General features: G+C 34.1%; 21 protein-coding genes and 1 tRNA gene. 7 read left to right on the top strand and 15 right to left on the bottom strand.

What is annotated here, in order from left to right; genetic code table 11:
* Positions 1 to 102: 102 nt before the first annotated feature.
* Positions 103 to 1329 carry a metallophosphoesterase gene (locus tag ACSHZO_RS04105; RefSeq protein WP_298246097.1) on the top strand — a complete coding sequence of 409 codons (1227 nt, stop codon included), beginning with the start codon at positions 103 to 105 and terminating at the stop codon, positions 1327 to 1329.
* Positions 1330 to 1400: 71 nt separating this feature from the next.
* A complete protein-coding gene (locus ACSHZO_RS04100; RefSeq protein ID WP_298246098.1) occupies positions 1401 to 1697 on the top strand; it encodes a thioredoxin family protein in 297 nt (98 codons plus the stop codon).
* Here ACSHZO_RS04100 and ACSHZO_RS04095 read toward each other — a convergent pair.
* Both ACSHZO_RS04095 and ACSHZO_RS04090 read right to left on the bottom strand, forming a co-directional pair.
* Positions 1669 to 2328, bottom strand: coding sequence for a polysaccharide deacetylase family protein (locus tag ACSHZO_RS04095; protein ID WP_298246099.1), 660 nt, complete (start codon positions 2326 to 2328; stop codon positions 1669 to 1671). The two genes, ACSHZO_RS04100 and ACSHZO_RS04095, sit on opposite strands and share 29 nt — an antisense overlap.
* Before the next feature lie 46 nt (positions 2329 to 2374).
* The gene (locus ACSHZO_RS04090) at positions 2375 to 5683 is read right to left on the bottom strand and encodes a glycosyltransferase family 117 protein (RefSeq protein ID WP_298246100.1); all 3309 of its coding nucleotides are present in this window, start codon (positions 5681 to 5683) and stop codon (positions 2375 to 2377) included.
* Positions 5684 to 5895: 212 nt separating this feature from the next.
* On the opposite strand from ACSHZO_RS04090, the gene ACSHZO_RS04085 reads away from it, so the two are divergent.
* The 4 genes from ACSHZO_RS04085 to ACSHZO_RS04070 all read left to right on the top strand — a co-directional run bounded on the left by ACSHZO_RS04085 (position 5896) and on the right by ACSHZO_RS04070 (position 7774).
* Positions 5896 to 5968: transfer RNA gene (locus tag ACSHZO_RS04085), tRNA-Gln, on the top strand.
* A 136-nt stretch (positions 5969 to 6104) separates the two neighbouring features.
* The gene (locus tag ACSHZO_RS04080; RefSeq protein ID WP_298246101.1) at positions 6105 to 6317 is read left to right on the top strand and encodes a hypothetical protein; all 213 of its coding nucleotides are present in this window, start codon (positions 6105 to 6107) and stop codon (positions 6315 to 6317) included.
* A gap of 99 nt (positions 6318 to 6416) precedes the next feature.
* Positions 6417 to 6659, top strand: coding sequence for a hypothetical protein (locus ACSHZO_RS04075; protein WP_298246102.1), 243 nt, complete (start codon positions 6417 to 6419; stop codon positions 6657 to 6659).
* A 164-nt stretch (positions 6660 to 6823) separates the two neighbouring features.
* Positions 6824 to 7774, top strand: coding sequence for a hypothetical protein (locus tag ACSHZO_RS04070; protein WP_298246103.1), 951 nt, complete (start codon positions 6824 to 6826; stop codon positions 7772 to 7774).
* A 200-nt stretch (positions 7775 to 7974) separates the two neighbouring features.
* Here ACSHZO_RS04070 and ACSHZO_RS04065 read toward each other — a convergent pair whose 3' ends face one another.
* From ACSHZO_RS04065 to ACSHZO_RS04040, 6 genes are all read right to left on the bottom strand, one after another.
* Positions 7975 to 9426 (bottom strand): 5-methylcytosine restriction system specificity protein McrC, encoded by a 1452-nt coding sequence (locus tag ACSHZO_RS04065; protein WP_298246104.1) that lies wholly within the window; start codon positions 9424 to 9426, stop codon positions 7975 to 7977.
* Positions 9427 to 11583: an McrB family protein gene (locus ACSHZO_RS04060; RefSeq protein ID WP_298246105.1), complete on the bottom strand. Its 2157-nt coding sequence runs from the start codon at positions 11581 to 11583 to the stop codon at positions 9427 to 9429.
* Between the two features lie 46 nt (positions 11584 to 11629).
* Positions 11630 to 11956 carry a hypothetical protein gene (locus ACSHZO_RS04055; protein WP_298246106.1) on the bottom strand — a complete coding sequence of 109 codons (327 nt, stop codon included), beginning with the start codon at positions 11954 to 11956 and terminating at the stop codon, positions 11630 to 11632.
* A gap of 9 nt (positions 11957 to 11965) precedes the next feature.
* On the bottom strand, positions 11966 to 15106 hold the full coding sequence (locus tag ACSHZO_RS04050; protein ID WP_298246107.1) for an Eco57I restriction-modification methylase domain-containing protein: 3141 nt from the start codon (positions 15104 to 15106) through the stop codon (positions 11966 to 11968).
* Positions 15107 to 15185: 79 nt separating this feature from the next.
* Entirely contained in the window at positions 15186 to 15479 is a 294-nt protein-coding gene (locus tag ACSHZO_RS04045) for a type II toxin-antitoxin system RelE/ParE family toxin (RefSeq protein ID WP_298246108.1), read from the bottom strand.
* A complete protein-coding gene (locus tag ACSHZO_RS04040) occupies positions 15479 to 15703 on the bottom strand; it encodes a type II toxin-antitoxin system ParD family antitoxin (protein WP_298246109.1) in 225 nt (74 codons plus the stop codon). The genes ACSHZO_RS04045 and ACSHZO_RS04040 overlap by 1 nt, the downstream gene beginning before the upstream one ends.
* A gap of 121 nt (positions 15704 to 15824) precedes the next feature.
* Here ACSHZO_RS04040 and ACSHZO_RS04035 point away from each other — a divergent pair, with 121 nt between their 5' ends.
* Positions 15825 to 16097 carry a hypothetical protein gene (locus tag ACSHZO_RS04035; RefSeq protein WP_298246110.1) on the top strand — a complete coding sequence of 91 codons (273 nt, stop codon included), beginning with the start codon at positions 15825 to 15827 and terminating at the stop codon, positions 16095 to 16097.
* 295 nt (positions 16098 to 16392) lie between these two features.
* Here ACSHZO_RS04035 and ACSHZO_RS04030 read toward each other — a convergent pair whose 3' ends face one another.
* The 7 genes from ACSHZO_RS04030 to ACSHZO_RS04000 all read right to left on the bottom strand — a co-directional run bounded on the left by ACSHZO_RS04030 (position 16393) and on the right by ACSHZO_RS04000 (position 21713).
* Positions 16393 to 16989, bottom strand: a complete 597-nt coding sequence (locus tag ACSHZO_RS04030; RefSeq protein WP_298246111.1) for a hypothetical protein — start codon at positions 16987 to 16989, stop codon at positions 16393 to 16395.
* Between the two features lie 6 nt (positions 16990 to 16995).
* Positions 16996 to 17391 carry a hypothetical protein gene (locus ACSHZO_RS04025; protein WP_298246112.1) on the bottom strand — a complete coding sequence of 132 codons (396 nt, stop codon included), beginning with the start codon at positions 17389 to 17391 and terminating at the stop codon, positions 16996 to 16998.
* A 520-nt stretch (positions 17392 to 17911) separates the two neighbouring features.
* Positions 17912 to 18817 (bottom strand): DUF5712 family protein, encoded by a 906-nt coding sequence (locus tag ACSHZO_RS04020; RefSeq protein ID WP_298246113.1) that lies wholly within the window; start codon positions 18815 to 18817, stop codon positions 17912 to 17914.
* Positions 18817 to 19281 carry a BfmA/BtgA family mobilization protein gene (locus ACSHZO_RS04015; RefSeq protein WP_298246114.1) on the bottom strand — a complete coding sequence of 155 codons (465 nt, stop codon included), beginning with the start codon at positions 19279 to 19281 and terminating at the stop codon, positions 18817 to 18819. The genes ACSHZO_RS04020 and ACSHZO_RS04015 overlap by 1 nt, the downstream gene beginning before the upstream one ends.
* 108 nt (positions 19282 to 19389) lie before the next feature.
* Positions 19390 to 20271, bottom strand: a complete 882-nt coding sequence (locus tag ACSHZO_RS04010; RefSeq protein WP_298331805.1) for a toprim domain-containing protein — start codon at positions 20269 to 20271, stop codon at positions 19390 to 19392.
* 224 nt (positions 20272 to 20495) lie between these two features.
* Entirely contained in the window at positions 20496 to 21335 is an 840-nt protein-coding gene (locus ACSHZO_RS04005; protein WP_366941457.1) for a primase-helicase family protein, read from the bottom strand.
* Positions 21336 to 21395: 60 nt separating this feature from the next.
* Positions 21396 to 21713 (bottom strand): hypothetical protein, encoded by a 318-nt coding sequence (locus ACSHZO_RS04000; RefSeq protein WP_366877824.1) that lies wholly within the window; start codon positions 21711 to 21713, stop codon positions 21396 to 21398.
* Positions 21714 to 21792: the final 79 nt, after the last annotated feature.

The following is a 21792-nucleotide window of genomic DNA, read 5'->3' as shown; positions in this document are numbered from 1 at the left end:
AATAATGAATAATAGAATGCTTTGTAAGAAGTATGTGCTTAAAGAATCGTTAATAAGCTGGGGTTCGCTGCAATTAAAATTATCTTCGCAAAAAATTACTTAATGCGCTGGTTAATTCTTGCCGTTATCTACATCATCGTAGATCTTTACGCTTTTCAGGCTTTACGGGTATTTTCAAAGAATGTTTGGGTTGCCTCGTTCTATTTCCTGATCTCGATCATTGTGATTGCCAATCTTTTCTATCAATTTAACCAGCCCAATCCTAATGATGGTTTTGGAGGAGGTAGAGGCTACGCGATAGGTATTTTTCTTGCATTCTTTGTAGCGAAAATTGTTCTTGCTTTAGTTCTGCTGGGGGAGGATTTTCTAAGACTTCCATTTGCAGGTTTTCAAAAATTATTCGGCTCTTCAGAAAGTTTTTCTATTCCATCAAGAAGAAAATTTATAAGCACAGTGGCTCTGGGTCTTGCAGCAATTCCATTTGCTGGTTTGTTGTATGGAATGGTAAAGGGTCGGTACAACTTCAGGGTGTTACGATATACACTATATTTCAATGATCTTCCTGAGTCCTTTGATGGTTATACCATTAGCCAGATTAGTGATGTGCATAGTGGAAGTTTCGATAATAAAGAAAAGATACAGTATGGAGTGGATCTTTTAAAAGAGCAGGAAAGTGATCTGGTGGTTTTTACCGGGGATCTTGTGAATAATAAAGCTTCAGAAATGGAAAACTGGAAAGGGATGTTTTCCCAGGTAAATGCCAGGGACGGTGTTTATTCCATTCTCGGCAATCATGATTATGGAGATTATACGCAGTGGGAAAGTCCGGAGGCAAAAAAGCAGAATTTGCAACGCCTGAAGGATACGCATGCAGAAATGGGCTGGAACTTAATGCTTAATGAACACCGCCTGATCGAGAGAAATGGCGAAAAGATAGCGCTGGTTGGAGTAGAGAACTGGGGAATTGGCGGATTCAAAAAAGCCGGTGATCTTCAAAAAGCAGGAAACGGACTCTCCAGTAAAGATTTTAAAGTGCTGCTTAGCCACGATCCTTCTCACTGGGAAGAAGAGGTTAAGAAAGACGAAAAACATTATCATTTAACGCTTAGCGGCCATACTCACGGGATGCAATTTGGGATTGAGATCCCGGGTTGGTTAAAATGGAGTCCGGTGCAATATCGTTACAAGCACTGGGCTGGAATTTACGAAGAAGCAGGACGCTATATTAATGTAAATAGAGGCTTCGGATTTCTGGCATATCCTGGTAGAATAGGAATATGGCCCGAAATTAGCGTCATCGAACTGAAAAAAGGACCTAAACCAGCTTAATACAAAGAATTTCCTATATTTGAGTTTAGCTGGCGAACACGGTAAATAACCGAAAAAATAAATACTGAATTATGTCAAAATTTGGTGAACTAGTAGATCTGAACATTCCGGTACTTCTGGATTTTTATGCTGAATGGAGCGAAGCTTCCGAAGCCATGCATCCGGTATTACGTGATGTCGCGGCCGCTTTAGGTGATAAAGCCAAGGTCATAAAGCTCGATGTGGATAAGAATTCTCAGCTTGCTGAAGCCTTGAGAGTAAAGGGTTTGCCAACGCTTATGATCTACAGGGACGGTGAAATGAAATGGCGCCAAAGCGGTGAGCAGAATGCAAATACGCTTATTGGTCTTCTAAAGGAGCATCAGTAAGACTTTTGAAAGTAAAGCCTTTTTCAGCGTAGTATCTCATCACTCTGGGTAATACTTCTCTGAGATTTTTCAATGCCTTTTCTGAGTCATGGAAGACGATCGTACTTCCATCAACAGCATTGTTTATGACATTCCGGTAGCACTTTTCTGCTGAAATACTGTGGTCATAATCACCACTTATTACATCCCACATCACAATTTTATAGCTTTTTTCCACAAGGTCACGCGCCTGAGCGTTCATGATCTTACCGTAAGGTGGTCTGAAAAATTTTGTCTCTGGGAAGAATTTGTTAGCAGTAAATACCTGCTGAGTTTTCTGGGTATTTTCGATATAAGGAGCTTTGCCAGTTTTCCAGCCGTTAAGGTGATTATACGTGTGATTTCCCACTGCGTGTTCTTTCTCTAAAATACTTCGGAAGATTTCCGGGTACTTTTCAACATTCTCTCCAATACAGAAGAAAGTAGCTTTTGCTGAATACTCTTCGAGTAGATCCAGAACCCATGGCGTGACCTCTGGAATTGGGCCATCGTCAAAAGTGAGATAGATAGCATTTTTATCCTTTATCCTGGAAATACGTTTAGGATAAAGAAGTTTCAGGACTGAAGGATATTTAGACAGGAATAAACTCATCGATATTCAAAAATAAAAAACCCGGCGCAATTGGCCGGGTTCAATTTTATTGCTGATCACTTTGCAGCGAAACCGAATCGTCCTGTTGCCCTATGGGAGTTGCGCCATCCAGCGCTTCCAGTATCTCCTGTTGCGGAGATTTTGCTTCAGCATCTATTTCTTCGTCCTCACGGTAGAAATGCCTGAACTTTTTTAGATAGGTATTAAATTCTTCGGCTTTTTCTCTGGCTGTCTCACGATCCTCATAAACCATCATAATGTCAACCAGGCCGCGGTAACGTTCCATATCGGTAATGATCTCATCTGCATATCTGTATTGACGTTCTACTTCCCAGCCGCTATAAAATTCCAGATTCTCCTGGTACTTCTTAGTCACTTTTTCCCAGATCTCACCGGCTTTTTGAGGTTTGTTAACTTCGTAGTAACCGGTGATAAATGGTTCCAGTAGCGTATAATATTCATAATGCTCGACCGGCATATGTTGCATTCCCAGGTCAAGGATCTCTTCCGCATGTATTGTATCACCCTCGTTAAGAAGATTCTCATTCAGTCTTGCCAGGTTGCTTCTATAGGTAATAGAGTTCTTACGGGTTTCAGGGTCATGATAAATATCTGAAGATCCCATATTTCCCCAATTCCAGTTCTTCACGATGTTGTACATCTTCTCAGTATTCACGCGACCCATATCGAATGGATTTCGGGGATCAAGAGGTGTTTGAATAGGAACCAGTTTATAAGTGACTCCTTCCAGTTGAAGATAATCTTTCATCCATAGGTAATCGTCATCACCAAAACTTCCGCCGGTAAAATAGATAGGACGTTTCCAGTCGTTGTTGGCAATAATATCGAGCATCAACAGCCTGTTCTTGTAAAGCACCTGGTCACCAATCTCAATATCTATATGATCAACGATCTCGTTTGCTTCAGAACGGTCTACGATATTATTGTCCAGTACATTTTGTTTGTCTACCGGAATTCGAACATATTTAGAAGGGAAAGTGTTGATCATGGATCCACTTTGCAATTCGGCCATGGTTCTTGGATCTTCATTCTGAATATAATTCATCCAGGTTTTGATGCCCACAGTGTCCTGGGTTACTTCGCGCAGGAAGATCGCATCGTTCTTTCCATTATACCAGTCCTGTGGTAATTGCGACGGGATCGCATCACTATCAAAAGCTTTTCGCTTCATCTGGTCAATATACCAGTCGGTTGCCAGTAAACTTGTATTGATTACACGAACATCGGTTCGGTATTTTTCAATCTGCTGAACATACCAGAGCGCAAAAGTATCATTATCACCAATGGTAAATATAATGGCATTTTCGTCGATGGAATCCAGGTACATCCTGGCCATGGTTAGTGCAGTGTCTCTGCTGGAACGATCATGATCATCCCAGTTTTCCGAAGCAAGCAATGTTGGCACGGCAAGTAAGCTTGCGATAACCACTACCGGAGCCAGAATTTTAGGACCGATCATTCCTTTAAGTTTATCGAAGATGGCATAGACTCCAAAGCCTATCCAGATCGCAAAAACATAAAAGGACCCTACAAGTGCATAGTCCCGTTCTCTTGGTTCAAAAGGCCTTTCATTCAGATAAACTTTCAGCGCAATTCCGGTAAAAAGGAAAAATACCATAAGCACCCAGAAATTCTTCTGATCTCTTTTCAGCTGAAAAATGAGTCCGATTAGTCCGAGTAAAAGCGGCAGGAAATAATAGGTATTTCGAGCCTTGTTATTTTTTACATCTGAAGGTAAATTCTTTTGCGAACCAATATGCCATTCATCAATAAAATTGATTCCGCTAATCCAGTTTCCATGCAGATCTCCGAATTTTCCCTGTATATCATCCTGTCTCCCGGTGAAGTTCCACATAAAATAACGCCAGTACATATAGCCAACCTGATACTCCAGGAAGTAGCTGATGTTAGACGAAAATGAGGGTTTTTCGACATTGATATAATCGCTAAACTGTCTTAGGAAATTATGATAATCTTCCATATCCCTCTCACCACGGGAAAACTGAGTGCGAAATTCATTGATCGCACTTATAAGTCTTTCTTCGCTCTGGAATTCTGGTTTGATCGTGAAATCCAGGGGACCGGTAAATTCCATATAATTGGTAGCATGCTCGGTACTCCACATTCTTGGCAGAACAGCCTTATGATCGTCATCCAGGTTCTGGCGTGCGTTCTTATATTCATTAACGATCACATACTTTCCAAGCTCCTCGTCTTTTTCATATTGAGGTTTCCCATCGCGATAAGGATTATCTTTGTCGAGTCCGGAATACATCTCAGACCACTGAGGGCCGTAGAATAGATGGGTTTCCCCGTATTGCTCACGATTATAATAGGCGAGTAGCTCACGTGCATTGTCAGGACTGTTTTCATTGATCACGGTTGGTGCATTACTACGAACCGGTAGCATTACCCAGCTGGAGAAACCTATAAGAACGAACAATACACAAAGCAATAGTGTGTTGTACTGGTACAGGTTACGCTTGCGAGTGAAATTGATCAGGAAATAGAATACGGCGATGATCGCAAGTAAAGCGATCGCTGTTCCCGTATTAAAAGGCATTCCCAGGGAATTGGTAAAGAACAATTCTGATGCAGAAAAGAACGTAAGAGTGTATGGTAATAGCAGTTTAAAGATAAACATAAGAACAGCGACCACGACCACGTTGGCGATGATAAAATTCTTGACGGTTACCTTTTTGTAGTTTTTAAAGAAATAAAGGAATCCGATTGCCGGTAAGGTTAACAGACCCATAAAGTGAACCCCAAAAGAGAGACCAATGACCAGGGAGATCAGAATGATCCAGCGATTTCCACGCGGAGTGAACATATCCCGTTCCCAGAGTAGTCCTAAATAGAACATGACCGACATAAAGCAGGCTGCCATGGCGTATACTTCGGCTTCCACAGCATTGAACCAGAAACTGTCGGTAAAAGTAAATGCGAGGGAGCCAACGAGGGCACTACCCAGAACCGCTATTTTCTTAGCATCGGTAAGAGTTTCTCGCGGTCCGGCAATCTTTAGCACCAGTAAGCTGATGGACCAGAACATAAACATGATGGCTACGGCACTGGCAAACCCAGACATGAAATTGACCATCAGGGCAACCTGGGTATTGTCTGCCGCAAAAGTGGCGAAAAATGCCCCCATCATTTGATAAAATGGAGCCCCCGGTGGATGACCAACTTCCAGGTTGGCAGAGGTAGCAATATATTCACCGGCATCCCAGAAACTTGCCGTTGGTTCCAGAGTAAGTGTATAGGTAGTGAGGCCAATAAGAAAAACCAGCCATCCCAGGATCTTATTCCACTTACTAAAGTTGAAATCTGTCATAAATACTTGTGTAATTCTACTGAAGTGGCGAATTTAATAATAATATGCTGAATGCTTTACAAACGCAATGGAAAAGCGAATATTTTGGAAGTGTCTGGAAATGAATAGAAAAAATATGCTTTCAGAAAAAAAATGAAATTTTAATGAAAATCTTTTTGAAAAAGTTTGTGCGATAGAAACTTTGTTTTAAATTTGCATCCGCATTTAAGCATTGGCCTATGGTGTAACTGGCAACACGTCTGGTTTTGGTCCAGAAGAGTCTAGGTTCGAGCCCTAGTAGGCCAACAAGAAAAACCCTTAACTACTTGTAGTTGAGGGTTTTTTGATTTTCAAGGGGGAAGGATAGGGGGCATAACTTGATTAATAATCTTTTAGACGCAATTTTTCAATGTTGTTAAAGAGTCGGTAGAATGTATAAATTATGAAAGCAGAAATAGCTTATAAATTTCTTAAGGCTTCTATTGAGCAAATGACGGATAAGGAAAGAGTGAGGTTATCTGAAATGATTTTACCTTCAGAATCTAAACCTAAAAAGTGTAAGAAAGTAGATCCTATACCGTCTAACGATTATTACAGACGTAAACTCTTAGAATCCGGAATGTTTAAAAGTGGGCCTGGTCTAACGAATAAATAAAATTTTCTTTAACGTAATAGGGTAATATAGGTAAATATTTAATAAGTTTTTAACTTAATAAAATTCTATATTTGTACCTCTAACAAACAAATTCAACCAATGAAAACTCTTATTCCTAATATTTTGGAAGGTATGATGTGCGTAATTGGTGCTATATCTACACGCAATAATTCTTTTTTTTCTAGAAATTCATTTATTAATGAAGATTTTGTAGATCAGTTTAATAGTGATGAAGATAGAAAGCTATTAAGTCAAACTGTAAATGATTTGAAATTGAGCAACGAAAAAAGTAGGAAAATTAAATTGAGTAATGACAAGATTGTAACTATTGTTATTGATTAATGGAGTTTAACATTGCTCTAAATACGATAGTTTATTTAATGTTATTCTTATTTCCGGGCATTTTGTTCCGGAAATTTTATTTTAGAGCTGCTCATTCCAAACAATTCGATCAAGGAAATTTATTTGAAAGGTTTTTGTGGACCATGTTATCAAGTATAATTATCTTGATTTTGGTTATTACATTATTTGTTTTTGTTAGGTCAGTTCTTGAATTACCACTTTTACAATCCCTTTCCTATTCCACTGTTAAAAATATCTTCGATTCACTTTCCTCCAATGTGCTTCCTGAAGAGGACAAAATTGAAAACTCATATACAGATTTTCTAACTTTTATATCAGCCTTGTGGTTACTCTCTGGAGTTTTTGGAATGCTCGCTTATTTGATAAACGCAAAAATTTTTAACCTTTTCAAATATAACAACTACTGGGAGAATGTTTTAAAAGGTACCTACAAAAAGAAAAAGGAAGATAATAATTTAGTATATGGATTTACTGAAGCCGATGTATTAGTTGACACTAATAATGATTCGAAACTTTATTCAGGAAAGGTTATAGATTATTTTCTTTCTCAAAAGGATAATCAACTGGAGACTATAGTACTTTCAGGGGTTAAACGATATAAAAAGATTTTTAACGAAGAAGGAAAGCATATATCTACTGAACCTAGATTTGTGCCGGGAGATAACTTCTGTATAGGCAATGATAAGATTTTGAATCTAAATCTGACTTACGTCTATGAGGATAAATCTGAAAATATTCTTTATAAAAGATTAAGGGTTCTTGTTGATATAACATATGTTCTGGGACTTTTAGCCTTAGTTCTAATTTTATACTTAGATCTGGATTGGGCTTTGGTTTCTACAGTTACTAAAAAATTCATTTTTTTTATTCTGAGTTGGTTAATCCTAGACAATTTTTTGAGATTAATGAAAGTTATAATTAACGGTCAGACTAAAAACCTGAAATTAGAAAATCTCTTGGTATATGTTATTTTTATAATACCTTATCTGTGGTTGTTGAATATAATTGAATGGTGGGGTATAATTATTTTTGAAATTGTTGCCTTTATGATCGTTGGTTTTATACTAAATCCAAACAGGAAGAAAAATCGTTAATGTAAAGCAACATAGGTATCTAACACTATCTCATTAATTTTGTAAGATTGTAAAGCCATTTCATTACCTTTTTCTAGAACTTTTTGTTTTATCTGAATAAGACAATGTTTTTCAATGTGGTATATAAATAAATAGCTATGAGGTTGACACTTAAAATTGTGCTCAATTCTATTAGAGTTGATTTTCTTTTGAAATTAATTTTAGCTATTGGCCTGAACCATATGATATCTCGTTTTTTTATTGAATTTAGCTCTAGAGTTTTCAATGTGAGTTTCTATCCGCTTTAAAAAATTTGTCTCACTTATTATTAAAGATTCCATGTCCATTTCATTGTTAATATTTATACCGTCAACAATAAAATTAGGCGAATTCGTATTGTTACCAAATAAACCATTTGAAACAGAACTATTTAAATTTAACTCCTGCGATAAAGGATAAATTAAACCTCCAAAAATTAAATTAGGCATATAGTATTGCATATAAGTGTGTATTTGATAAAAATCTGAGCGATCCAGATCAATATAAGAACCTTCCATTTTCTTAAATTTTGCATCAAAAACTATAACCTCCTTAGTAAATTTATTCTTCATCACTATATCAGGCAACATTTTTCGACTATAAAAAAGACCTCCATATACCTTTAATTCCTCCTGGCCATTAATCTCCCAATTTGTAAAATATTTACTTAATAATTTTTCAAGATAAACTTCAAATAATTGAGAAATATCAAACATGAAACCATAAGTCTTAAGTTCATTATTTATTTTATTAGCTTCTGTATTCTGATTTTTAAGTAGTATTTCTGCATATTTTAAAACTTCCTTAAAAGGCTTATAAACTGGATTGTAAAGTACCCTATGATTTTTGGCTCTATCTATAATTCCTTGCGAAACATAGCGTTTAGAGTTTTGCTCATTTAGAGTTTGATAAATACCCATTATTTTCGATTTATAACGAACTCCTAAATAATCTTCAACCTTATTACAAGCTGCCAATAATACATCTATAATCTCTTGAATGTATTTTTGAGTTCGGAATGTAGAGGTTAATTTACCTTGAAAAGGCATATCTTGTTTTAGATATTGATTTATACTAACCGTTCCTTTAACCTTTGAACTTCTTTCAGTTACTTTTGTATATTGTTTAGGTAAACCTAATACACTTGCTTTTTCTAAAGCCTGGATGAATATGTAAGCAATAATATACTGAAACTCGTTACTATGATTCTTAGGTTGAGCATATACCTCTTTAGTATCAACATAAATGTCATTGACAAAATTCAACATTCTACGTAAAAATACATTTCCGTAATTCGTTTGAATATTGAAAGTATATCCTTTATGATAAATCACACCCGCAAAAAGACCTGTTTGTATAGCGAAGCGTTTTTCTTCACCTGCTTTTGTAGCAAATAGCTTTAACACCAATTGCTCCTCGTCTTTCAGCTTATTCCTTTTGTCCTTAAAACCAATTATTTGGAGCTGAGAAAAATCTTGATTTTTTGTACTTAATGAATAAACATTAGAAAATAGATTTTTCTCAACTGCAATCTTGTCTTTTTTATATTTTAATTGAAAAGCATTCCATAGCTGATTATCATTAAAATAAGTTGACTCGTAATAATGATGATTTGTTGAAATTCCTATCTTCATCTACCCTAGACTTTCTTTGAATTTTTTTAGCGCACTTTCTAATTTATTGTCTAATTCTTGTTCTGGAAATAAAGCACGTAAATATTCTTTTAAGGAAGGTTCTAAATATAAATGAAACAGAGTTTCTATATTTTTTTTTGATATAGTTTTTGAGTTAGCTATTCCAGTAATTTTCATGAAAAAAGAATGCCCAAATTCATAGGACTTTCCTAATCCTAATTCCTCACTTATAAATGTGTTTAATTTGGTACAAGCATTCGCATATTCAGGCATATTATTAAAATCTAACCCATTTCTAAACTTTGTTTCCTGTTCCAGAACTTCTTGCTTGTAATTCATTCTAATCCACTTAAAACGTCTTCTTAGAGCCAAATCGAAAGCATCAATACTTTTATCTACATCGTTCATCATACCAATGAAAAACAAATTGGAAGGGACTCCAAAATATGAGTTTTTGTTTTGATAATGAAATGCTAAATCGCTTATTTCTGTATCATTATTTGAATCTTCAATTAAAGATTCAATAAGTGCACTATATTGTGTTTTGTAAAGATTTTCATTTGGCTGACTAACATCATAACGATAGTCTTTTTCCAGGCACATTAAAGTTTCGCCAAAGACAGCTGATAAATTAGCTCTATTGATTTCGTCCACTACGAAATAATAAGGTTTTGGTTCTCTTTTTTCTTGCTGTGCTAAAAGGCATTCTTTTTTTGCTTTTTTGCAGAATTTTTTAAACACCCCATCAGTAAGTTCAAATTTTATATTACCATCTTTGCTTACTCCTTTCGGTTTGATACCATCAATAAAGTCTTCATAAGTGAATGAAGGATGGAATGTAACAAATTCATACCTATCAACATCTCCCAGGGAAACAAACTCTAGACTCTGTTTTACGGTATAAGTTTTACCTGTTCCCGGAGGTCCATATAAAATTACATTTGGTGTGTTGGAATCAGCAATGGCACTTGAAGTGGCATATTTCCATAGAAAACGAGAAATTAAGACAGCATTGACAGCTGTGTTTTCAAGGTCTAGAATATTATTCACTAATGAACGAACTTCATGGTTCTTTCCTAAATTTGTTTCGTTTTCACTATCTAAAAAATCATTGTGTAATGTACTAATTGCCTCATCGGAATATATATAGATAAAATCTTTTTGATTATCAAGAACAGCTAGTTTTCTTAGAATCTGCTTGGCTGCGTAATTACTATTTTCTAAAATATTTATTTTTTCGAGAGCCGAAGTGCTCTTAATTATATTTTGTAACAGTGGTTTGATATCTTCACTAAAAAGCTGTTCTGCATCTTGTTTAGAATTAAAGTTTTCACTTTCTCCTCTCGACAAAGCGTTTCTTAACGTGTAAGTCTCCCCATCTTTATTCAACTTTATTTCAAAATTAGTAGCATTCCCCGGTTTTGAAGATCCGTAAATATCACTCGTAGTTCGCTCTAAGAAATTACATAAATAACCACCCTTTTCGCTATTGTTTTCTAACCTGTTTGTGTAGTCTTCTATATCGAGAGTGCCATCAAGTATTTTATTTTTGTAATGCTTCCAATCGATTTGTAAAGTCTCAATTTGTTTTTCTATTTTATTTAAATCTTTATCGGTATAGGTAGCTTTATAACTTTGCCATAGACTATTTATATTGGCTATTCTTTCTTTGTCTAATTTTGAGTTTTTTATTATCATTTCACTTTGCACTTTTAAATGCCACTTTTTGATAAATTGATTGGTGCCGTTACTGCCGTTACAAGGGGTCAATGTGCCTGATGATTGAATATTATTAATATTATACTGACTAAGTATTTTTCTTAATAAACCCTTATCGCTATTATCATAAATCTTTAATAGTTTAATTGGTCTTCGTAATTTGAACCAATCAAACTCTTCATTTATGTTATTCTCGATATACCAGTTTCCCTTTACTTGAACGAGGGCAATTGGCCTACTGCCATCACGAATTAGAATAACATCATCAACTTGTATGTCATTCTTAAAATGTGTGGGATCGGAAACTAAATCTCCGTTTTTATTTTTCCAAGATTCACCCATACCGACTACCTTCTTTTCTTGTAGTATTTGTATGAGCTTTTCTTGTTTAAATTTAGTGCTATCACTAGGATGCATTTGTAAATGCCAGTAGTTCATAAATTAATTTATGGTGTTTTAATTAATTCTTATTTCAAAGTTTCTACTACTTAAACCTTTGCTTCATACCTTGTCCTAGCTTCGCATATTCATAAATTTCTTGAGAAGAATTTGCTTGGGCTATTAGGCTCATTAAATTACTAAGTTGACCCTGTTCAGTAGAACTAATATCTTGATTGGAAAAAATCTCGCAAGCCTTATGCATCCTGCTTTTGAGTTCTTTCAAATTTTTATTAGTATTCTCATTTTTATCTTCTAGCCTGACTAAATTTTGGAACTCTCCTTTACTAGGTCTGGTAATTCGTTTATCCAAACGATATGCGCGATTCATAAAATTTGCATAAGTCGTAGATTTAATTTCTGTAGTACTCATAGGTACTTTTTAACTATTTTCAACAATTACAATTTCTTCATCCGAAAGCCCATATAACTCATAAACCTTTTGGTCAATCTCTTTTTCTGTTTTTGCTATTTGCTCTTGAAGCTCTACTGCTTTTTTCTTATTACCTTCAAATAATTCCATCCACTCGAATTCATCTTTTTTGGTAAGCATGTCGATGATGTTGAGATTGTCTTTTGCTCTCAATTTATTGGTAGCTTTTATTGCCTTGTTGATTTCTTTAATGAAATCACCAAATTCTAGTTCGTGCCAGTTTTCAAGTTTCCTAGATATTTTTATCAGAGAAAATTTTTGCAGCAGATAGTTCTGGAATTTAGAATAAAGTTGAGCGGCTTTATCTTTAATATCTAATAACAAATTGACGGTGGTTTCCACCCATAATTGATCTTTTAAGTCGATTCTTTTTATGGGTAATTTTTTGAATTCTGCAACGCGAATTTTTGGAAAGAGATTATCAAATTCGTTGTTTGAATAGCGAAAATAGAAGGACATTAATTTAGAATTCAGAACACCCAGAATATATTCAATCAAATAATCTGATTCTTGCTCATCATCAATTCTTGCAATATATAAACTACGATCAATTATAAATTGCTCTTTAATCAATGTACTGACCAATGTTTTGCCTAAAATTTCCCTAAATATAATTCGTGGGCCAGCAAAATATTTTTCCTGTCGAGGTGCAGCCAACCAATTGCCGTAGCTGATAAAATGCTCTTTATCCCAAAAATAATTGTAAGAACTAATGTGTTTTCCTTTTAATTCAGGAACAAAAGATTCATCTTTTTTGAAATTTGAATGGTAAGCACGTTCTTTTATAACTTCAGCTGATTGTCCAGTATATTTATCATAGGGATTTACACCTCTTGTAACGTCCATTATTGCACCCACTTCAATAACATCGTTTCTTACTTTTCTGATAATAGGTAATATATTCTCACTTATTTCAACATCAAAAATATATCCTTCATTCTTATAGAATCTTAACTGGTCTATAGGATGCTTGTAAACAATTTGCTTATCTATAAAATTAACAATATCAACTTTGCCGAATGGAGCATCTTTTTTGGCGACTAAAATTAGAGTATCTACAGATGCATCTGGAAAGACGTTTTCCAAATTCGGAATGAGTGTTGATAAATCAAGATTTTCAAGGATATATTTCCGACAATGAGACATCCTTAAATTTTTTAACCAAGAATTAGGAACTATAAAGCTAATTTCCCCCTTTGGTTTTAATAATTCAGTTCCTTTTTCAATGAAAGAAACATATAGTTCTACTTGATATTGAGCAGTTTGATAATTACTATTAATATATTTTTTTGCTTTTTCATCAATGGATCTTGCAACATAAGGCGGATTACCTATAATCACATCAAAACCGCCATCGGCAAAAATTTCTGGAAATTCATTTTCCCACTTAAATGCTTTATGGCCAGCTACACTTTTACTGTCTATAAGGCTATTGCCACATTTAATATTCCTACTCAAATCGTTCAGTTTACGTCGTGGTTGTGCAGTACGCAGCCATAAGGATAGTTTGGCGATCTCTACACTTTCCTGGTTAAGGTCAACTCCGTAAATATTGTTTTCTAAAATGGTGTTTTCAATATCTGGAAATTGCAAACCACCACCTAAAATTTTGGTTTTTAGTTCATCAATATAGTTGTGTTCCTTAATTAGGAAATCAAGTGCCTGGTTCAAAAATGCCCCAGAACCGCAAGCGGGATCACAAATGGTCAACTGTAAAAGCCAATTACGATAGCTGTCCAGCGTTTCTAAAAGCTGTTTTTTAGTGTTTTGATGTGTGCCTTTTTTGACTTCAAAATAATCTGCCTCTTTAAAACCTAGCTCTATCTTCTTTTCCTCACAAAGTTTACCGACAGTATTCTCTACGATATACTTGGTAATATACTTTGGTGTGTAGAAAACCCCATCTTTTTTGCGCTTACTGGTCTGTTTGTCAAACTCACCGCCTTCAATCTCTGCGTTTACACTTTCAATTTCATTAAGGGAGTTCTCAAAAATATGTCCCAGGATATTAACATCTACTTGGCTTTCAAAATCATAATTGGACAATTTGATAGTGTATTTGTACAATAAGTCATTATCAATTTCAAGGGCATCGAGTATAGCATCGGGTTTAAACAAGCCGCCATTATAAGCGTAAATCTCTGCGCGTTTTTGTGTTCCTTTGCGTCCTATGTCCAGAAAATTAAAATATTGCTTAAAAAGGCCGTATAAAGGGCGTTCATCGCCAAAATCCCAATCGTCCTTCCATTTGTTTAATATTTGAAGTGTAGAATTAGAGGGTAGCAGCATTCTGTCTTCTGCAAAAAAGATAAACAGGAAGCGGTCTATAAGTTTTTGAGACTTTTGAAAAAGAGTGAGCTTTACATTCTTTTCAAGTCGTTGAATATCCTTTAGATCATCTATACGCTCGGTCTCACTTAATTTTGCCTTTACCGTTTTTGCGTTATTCCGTACCAGGTCTCGATAGAGTTCACGCTTAAATATGGAGTAATCTTTATAGAATGCCTTTGTAATTTCTTCTTCTTCTGCAATGGATGCTTCCTTAATTTTGAGTGGGACATCATTATGTACCTTATCAATATGTAGGCATAGATAGAGTAGGGTAAACCGATTTTTCGAAAGTGTAAACAAATCGAATTCTTCAAATTCGGTTGCATCATTGATATAAAAACGTAGCTTTTCGAAGTTGGACGTTATTACGTACACACAACCTTTTTGATTGGCTTTATAATCAAACGCTTGACGACGGATACTCTCTAAGTCTTTTGTATTAGTGCCTTTTAACTCGATTACACCTATTGCCATACCATCCTTTAAGATAGCACCATCCGCTTTTCGTGCGTTCTTTTCGTTTTTGAACTCGGTAGTTAAATTTGAATTGGGATTTGGAAATAGAGTATAGCCTAAAATATTAACGAACAACTCATTTAGAAAAGTTGCCTGGTATTGTTCTTCTTTCGCACTTTTTATGTTTTCTTGAATAGTAGTGTTCCAGAAGTATTTTTGATATTTCTTATATGCTTTATCAACTATTTTTTCATCAAGCAAAGCAAGATGTGATTTTAGAACTGATGCCTGGAATAATGCCATTAAATATTATAAAGGGTTACTGAGTTCCCAAAAATAACAAAAGTAACTCGGCATTAACATTTTATTTATTCACAGGGCATCATCTTAAAAAATTCTTGTAATCCCTGCTTCCGTGAAGAACCCGGACTATCCTAATATGGTTTTTGAAAATCCTGTAGAATACTATATGTGAAACATAGGGAAAGCTAGAAAGGCCTTCCTTAATTTCATCCCGATTTTTTCCGATGTATGGATTTTTTAGAAGAAATTGAAAATGTGTTTTCAAACCAATTAGATATTCCAGAGCCTGATCTTCGCCAAATTTACCAACGCCAAATTCATAGATGTCATCAATATCATCATGGGTTTTTTGAGATAAGATGTAATGATCCATTAAGACTTTCTCTTGGATTCAATAATCTGATCCATCGTCATTGAACTATCAGGCCCATCCCAACCAAGCTCAATTTCCTTTCTAAGGTCTTGGATTACTTTTTCCCGATAGATACCATGAAGTCTCAAAGCATCCCTTATGACTTCGCTATTATTTTGATATTCCCCAGAAGCAACCTGCTTGGAGATATATTCTTCTTGTTTTTTTGTGAAACTTATATTCATAGTTTAAAATTACTAAAATATCTATAAATAGCAAATATAGATATGAATTAACTTTTCACTCTTGACACTAAAAAATAGTTATACCATTTCTTATCTTTATTAAATTGAAAATAATTTCTCTATGGATTTGGAAGATTTTTTTAAGGATTTCGAGAATGAAAAAGTTACCCTGGATTATAAGAAATATCTCATACACCTACTTTCTTACCATATCATTAATCAGCAATACTTAAAGGCAATCTTGGAGGCTCAGGTAGAGACCCTGGTTAAAGTAAGTGGCAATCCCCCGGATTTCGATATCACAAAGCACCTGAAAATTATTGAGGACAAAATCGATAAAGCTTCCGATGAAGAATTTATAGAAGCGATGCAGCGAATTATTAATAAAGACTAAGATCTGAGGTGCATTGTGATTTCTACTCCTTCAGTAACATACTTAATTATGGCTGTCCAATTATTATAACTGGTCAGGCTACATTTATTATTGTTCGAAAATATGCCCAACGATTGAAAAGAAATACAGTATTAAAAATAAAGATACCACCCAGAAAAACAACTGCCAAAAGCTTTTATCTATGTGAAAAATCTCAAATAAAGAAAGTATCGTAAGTAGGTAGCATACTAGAAATATTGAAAAGTAATAATTCTATATACTCGCATGTATTTCTCCATGTTTGTTTTAACAGTATTTACATTTTTCGTCTAAATTTTCCATTTTCAATAATTCCCAAAACTTCTGAGCCATCTTCGGATAGAACAAAATCATCCGTTCTTTCCTGACGCGTTTGTAGTCTTGGATTAAAAAATGAAAAGGTAGTTGTAGCTTTTTTCACAAGTAAATCATTTTCATTACTATCTTTATACTTATCCAATAATAAAGATTTCTGCCTTTCCACATTTTCAAGCTTAGCCCTTGACTTTTCAAGGCCTCTACGATATAATTGGCTTAAAGAATTATTAGCCGATATCTTGGCAAGATTATCAATATTTGAATTATCCAATGAATCGTTTTCCTGCTCTGCGCTTTCGATATTAGATTGAAAGTTATCTATCGACTTTTGAGCTTTTTCTATTTCTGACTGATATTTATCTTTTAAAAAATTAATGCTGTCTGCAACCGTTACTTCTATAATTTCTAATTGCGAAACTTCGACCTTTAAATCGGTTTTCACTCCTTTAGCATTTTCTTGTAGGAAGTTGACAATTGCCTGTTTTTGAGCATCTGTATTCTGTTGGCTATTACAGGCCATCATAGTGATAAGTAAAAATTGTAAAACTTTCTTCATGATATTTTATTTAGGTTGTTCAATAAGATCTTTCTTTACAAGTGCCGAAATATATTTCGCTTCTGAAGTTTCAAGATTTGAAGCATAAAGCTTCTCCAAAACGGTGTTTATCTCAATATCTTCTTTGTACTCTTCAGGGATAGGATTGGGGTATTCGAGTATGAAGTTTTTAAGATCAAAATTGAAAGTGGATTGACCTTTGCCATCTGCAGTGTCTTCAAAGTCCCATATACCATCGAGGTAAAACTTTTGTATTATTTTTTTTACCTGGGTATATTCATATTCGTTTAAACCAGAGAATAAAAACTTTTCAGCAATTTCTGGCTCGTCATGGTACTTGGCAAGAGTTTTTAAAATTTCGACTTCTTCAAAACTGTAATTTAAATGTGCTAACTGATTCATTGGCTTATTTTAAATATTAAGTAGCCTTTGATCGTGAAGTTCAAGCACAAAAAAGCGTGGAACTGAACTCACTAGTTTTAGAGGTCTCGCCAGAAACCTATCCACCATATAAGAACAGCCCACGCCGGAACGTGGGCGTCTTAACTTTGAATATGGTGGAATTCAAAAACCTGGCGAGTTTCTAAAACCAAATCAAAAGCTAAACGCTTAAGAATTTTATTTTATAAAAAATATATTTTTTATTCTATAGTTTATGTTTTTATAATTTATAATTCTAAAAACTATATTTATTAGTTTTCAAATTTTAAAAATATAGTTTTAAGTTTTTCTATTAATGCAACCAAAAATAGAATTTTTACTGGTTTAATGCTTTTGTCCTATAAGATATAAAAACCTATTAAAGGACGACACTAATATGGTTTTGCAAAACCATATTACCACAAAATAACATTATTGCTTTAGAATAATAGAATTTTGTAGCGTTAAAAAACTTTAGGGTAATTTCGAAATTTCATTATTTTTACCTTTTAGGCCCCTTAAAACCTCTTTTTATCACATTTTCTTGCTTATTAAGTCTTTTGCTTTCATCTATTTTTTTGATAAGTAGGTCTTTTTCTCGAGGAGAACCATTCTTTAAAATATATTGATTATCAAATTTTTCAATGGCGGATCTTCTATAATTGAAAAGAGTATCAAAAGATTTCTCATTCTTATTGATCCATTTCATACGATCAAAACCTACTTGATAAGAATTTCCTCCTATACTTCGCTGGGTAGACCTTTCTTTGGTAGTAGGTGTTAGTTTTAATCGTTGAGTTTGATCTTTGCGACTTACGATAATATGAGCATGAGAATTAAGTCCAGGTTTATAATCTCCTGAATTATATAAACCTCGCTTAACTTCTTTATCAGTACCTTTGAATTTTCTAAAGTGTTCGATTTTGGCGTAATACACGAGATCTTTCCCTGTCTGCAATCCTTTATTTTGCCTGTTGAAATTCTCGGCGTAATTATCCATTATTTCCTTAATATAATTCTTTAAAAGATGATTGTATTTTGCATATTCATTATTACTAAGCTGCCATACGTTATCAATCTTTTTCTTTTCAGTAGCTAAGGAAATAATATGTTGCAATTCTGAACGGCTAAAACTTATTGTGGGCGCGAAATACTTAGCATCAGCTTTTCCAAGTTTTTTAATATTGCGGTCAATACTATCAATTACCTCAATTGGGCTTATATCGTCCTTTCGATGATTAAAAAAATCTTGTTTTCTGTTTTCGAGTAAAGTGATTTCCTTTAAACTATTCTTTGTATTGATTGTCGCTTCTAACTCCTGATTTTCTTTATCGAGATAATTAACCAATAAAGCGCAACTTCCCATGTTTTTGGCTCCAAGCGTACTATGTGGTTTACTTATAGGCATCAATCAAAAATGTTGTTGATTTTAGATAATATACCAGACTTGTTTTTAGCATCAATTAACTGGGCAATAGCTATAACTGCCTTTCGTTGCTTTTTAATTTCTGCTAATGTTGTATTAGCCCTTTCTCGTTCATGATGATCTATTCTACTAAGTTCTTCTACTAAAATTTTGTAAGATTTTTGAATCTCTTGTTTTTGCTCTTGAGAATAATCGTAGACCTCTTGACGAAGTGGCTTTAAAATATCTCTCTCCTGTATTTTAATAAAAGAAATTAATCTCTTGTCCAGTGTTTTCAATGCCATTGAAGGATTTTCATTTTTAGAGTCTAAAGGATTAATGCCTGTTTTTTTAAAATAGGTAATCATCTCCTCCACCAATTTGTAATAACTAAACCCAAAAGCATCCGATAGTTTCGCAAGTTCTTTATGGTGATACGTTGAAATTAAAATACTTTTTTTTGCCATTTTAATAATTTTAAGTATTGATAATCAGTTATATACATCTGTTAATATATTTTTTATATAATTTTATATAATCAAATAATGTTAGTTTATCCTATTCATAGTAAGGGATTAGGCCTCGCAGAGCAAGTTGAAAATAGGGGCTCTGCCCCTGTTCAACTTGCTATTACCTTCGGCAACATTCTCAACTAGCATTTCATTTGAATGTTTGTACTCAGCATACATTTCATTTTTCAAATTGGCATAGCTATAACTTTCCACAATTGTCGAACTCGCTTTAGTTCCAGAGGAGTCATTATCCAGATATAGATCAATGTCTGAATATTGTTTAAGTAGAGGCAAAACTCTTTCAATGAGCGCTGTAGAATTACAGATTAAGTAGTCTGAATTAGTCTTGTTTGAATTTATTTCTAAATAGCTTAAAAAGTCTACAAATCCTTCAAATACCTTAATTGTAGAAGTATTGTTTATTTGTAGCGTATAATTTTTTGAACCAATACAACCTTTAAAGTACTTATTGCGCAGCTCTACTCCTCCTGAGTTATTGATGAAGGCAATTGCAAACCAGTTCTTACCCTTATTCCTGTAATAAAGTTCAAAGCAATAAGTACTGGCAATAGAAAAGGAAATTCCTCGTGATTTCAAATAATTAATGAGTGCCTTATTCTGTAGATTTTGTTTTTTAATGATTTGAAATTCTGAATCATAGTCTTTTTTAAGATATTCCGGCTGTTGAAAAGAAAAAGAATTTTCATCTAAAAGAGTAAGAGCTTCTTTTACAGAACAGTTTTTTAACTGGATAATTAAGTCTATCGTATTTCCACCAATTCCTTCTCCGTGATCATACCATCTATTTAATTTCTTAGATACTTTAAAGGATGGAATAGTTTCTTTTCGGAATGGACTTAAAAACCAGGCTTCCTTTACATTCTGCCTTTTTAAATTATATCCCATGGTAATTAGTAAGCCAATGAGATCAATTTCTCTTGCCATATTGCAGTTCATTTTTACTCTTTTCATAAGCTATTTTAATTTTCGTTGTTTTTTGATGAATTGATGACAGTTCCTTCTTAAGCTAGTGATAGCAAGGAATTTGCTTATCATCATTATTTCATCAATTCATCACTTTTTCTCAATAGTTGTCATCACTTTTTATTTTGATGACAAAATGATGACAGTTTGATGACAGCCTAAACCTTACTATTACTGGTCTAAACTCAATCTGTCATCATATCATCAAAATTTTCAAAAAGAAATTCTTTAGTTATAGTAAAATATCTGCCTTTTGCTTCTTTTGACACTATATCACCATCAGACCAGATTGTATATTTTTCATAGAGGTTACTATTATTCTGGATTGAAAGACTCCATTCATTTTTTAATAATTTTCGTATCTGGGTAATGTCAGTTCTTACCCTTGTCTTACTCAAAAGGTTTACAGCATCCATAGGACAAAGATTAACTTCAGTTAAATCATCCTTTTCCATAATACTGATAAGAATATTTGCTAGTACCGTTTCTGCACGACTGCGATTGTTTCGAACCAGTTTTTGTAATGCCTTGGTTTTAATCTGTGCTGGAGTAAACCACATTCTGGTCTTATTCTCAGATGTTAGTTTACGGTTGGAAATGAAGTGCAGGAATGCTGGGATCTCTTTTTTAAGCGAACTGAGCATATCAGTATTCTCATCTTTTATAGATGGTATTTTTAGCACCCAAAATCTGGTCTCATCCCCATCAATTTTTATGAATGTACCTTCGTTATTACTACAAAGAATAAATTTTCCGAAAAACTCTACCTCTCGCTTATCCTTACCCTTTGCCTCTAGCTTATTGACATTCGTGGTACTCAGAAATTTTATGCGTTCTGTGAGCTCTTCTTTATTAAATAAAACTTCATCTATGCAGATAAGTAATTTATTGGCCCAATCTGCATTAAATTGGCTACCAAAACTATCATTAGTTAAATAGGTAAGATTATTCTCGAAAATTGCTTTCAACCATTTTAAAAATGTACTCTTACCCGTTGAACGCTCTTTAGAAACAAGACAGAGTATAGGAAGTATTTGTGTAGGCTTCGTATACAGCAGTTGTAAGTAATCTATCCCTAATTCTATTTAATCCCCAAATATGTGACTTAGAAACTTCATGGTGCTTTCTAATCCACCTTCTAGAGGTTTGTAACTTAAAGGACAATACGTATTGTAGAATCCATTTATTTCCTGTTTAAACGCAGTATGGGAAGGTATGCAGGTAAATCCATCATATTTCGGAATCTTAGCCAGGTAACCTTTGTCTTTCGGATGATCTTCTCTAATTGTTTCTTTATTCCAGGGTACAATGCTTTTATTAGTCTGTCCTGAAATAGTTGGAAAATAAACATGTTTAAAATACGTGGTTTGTACCCGGATATAGGGTATGTCTTCGGATATCATATACAATTTGGATTTTAAACTGTATATTTGCGTATACAGTTTATGTTAGATAAGTTGTGAAAGAATTTGAGCGTAGTAT

Origin of the sequence: Christiangramia sp. 3-2217-3z, from assembly GCF_051195275.1 — a bacterium.
GTDB lineage: Bacteria > Bacteroidota > Bacteroidia > Flavobacteriales > Flavobacteriaceae > Christiangramia > Christiangramia marina.
Note: the sequence above shows the minus strand (reverse complement) of the source record. Positions and strands in the feature narration are given on the sequence as shown.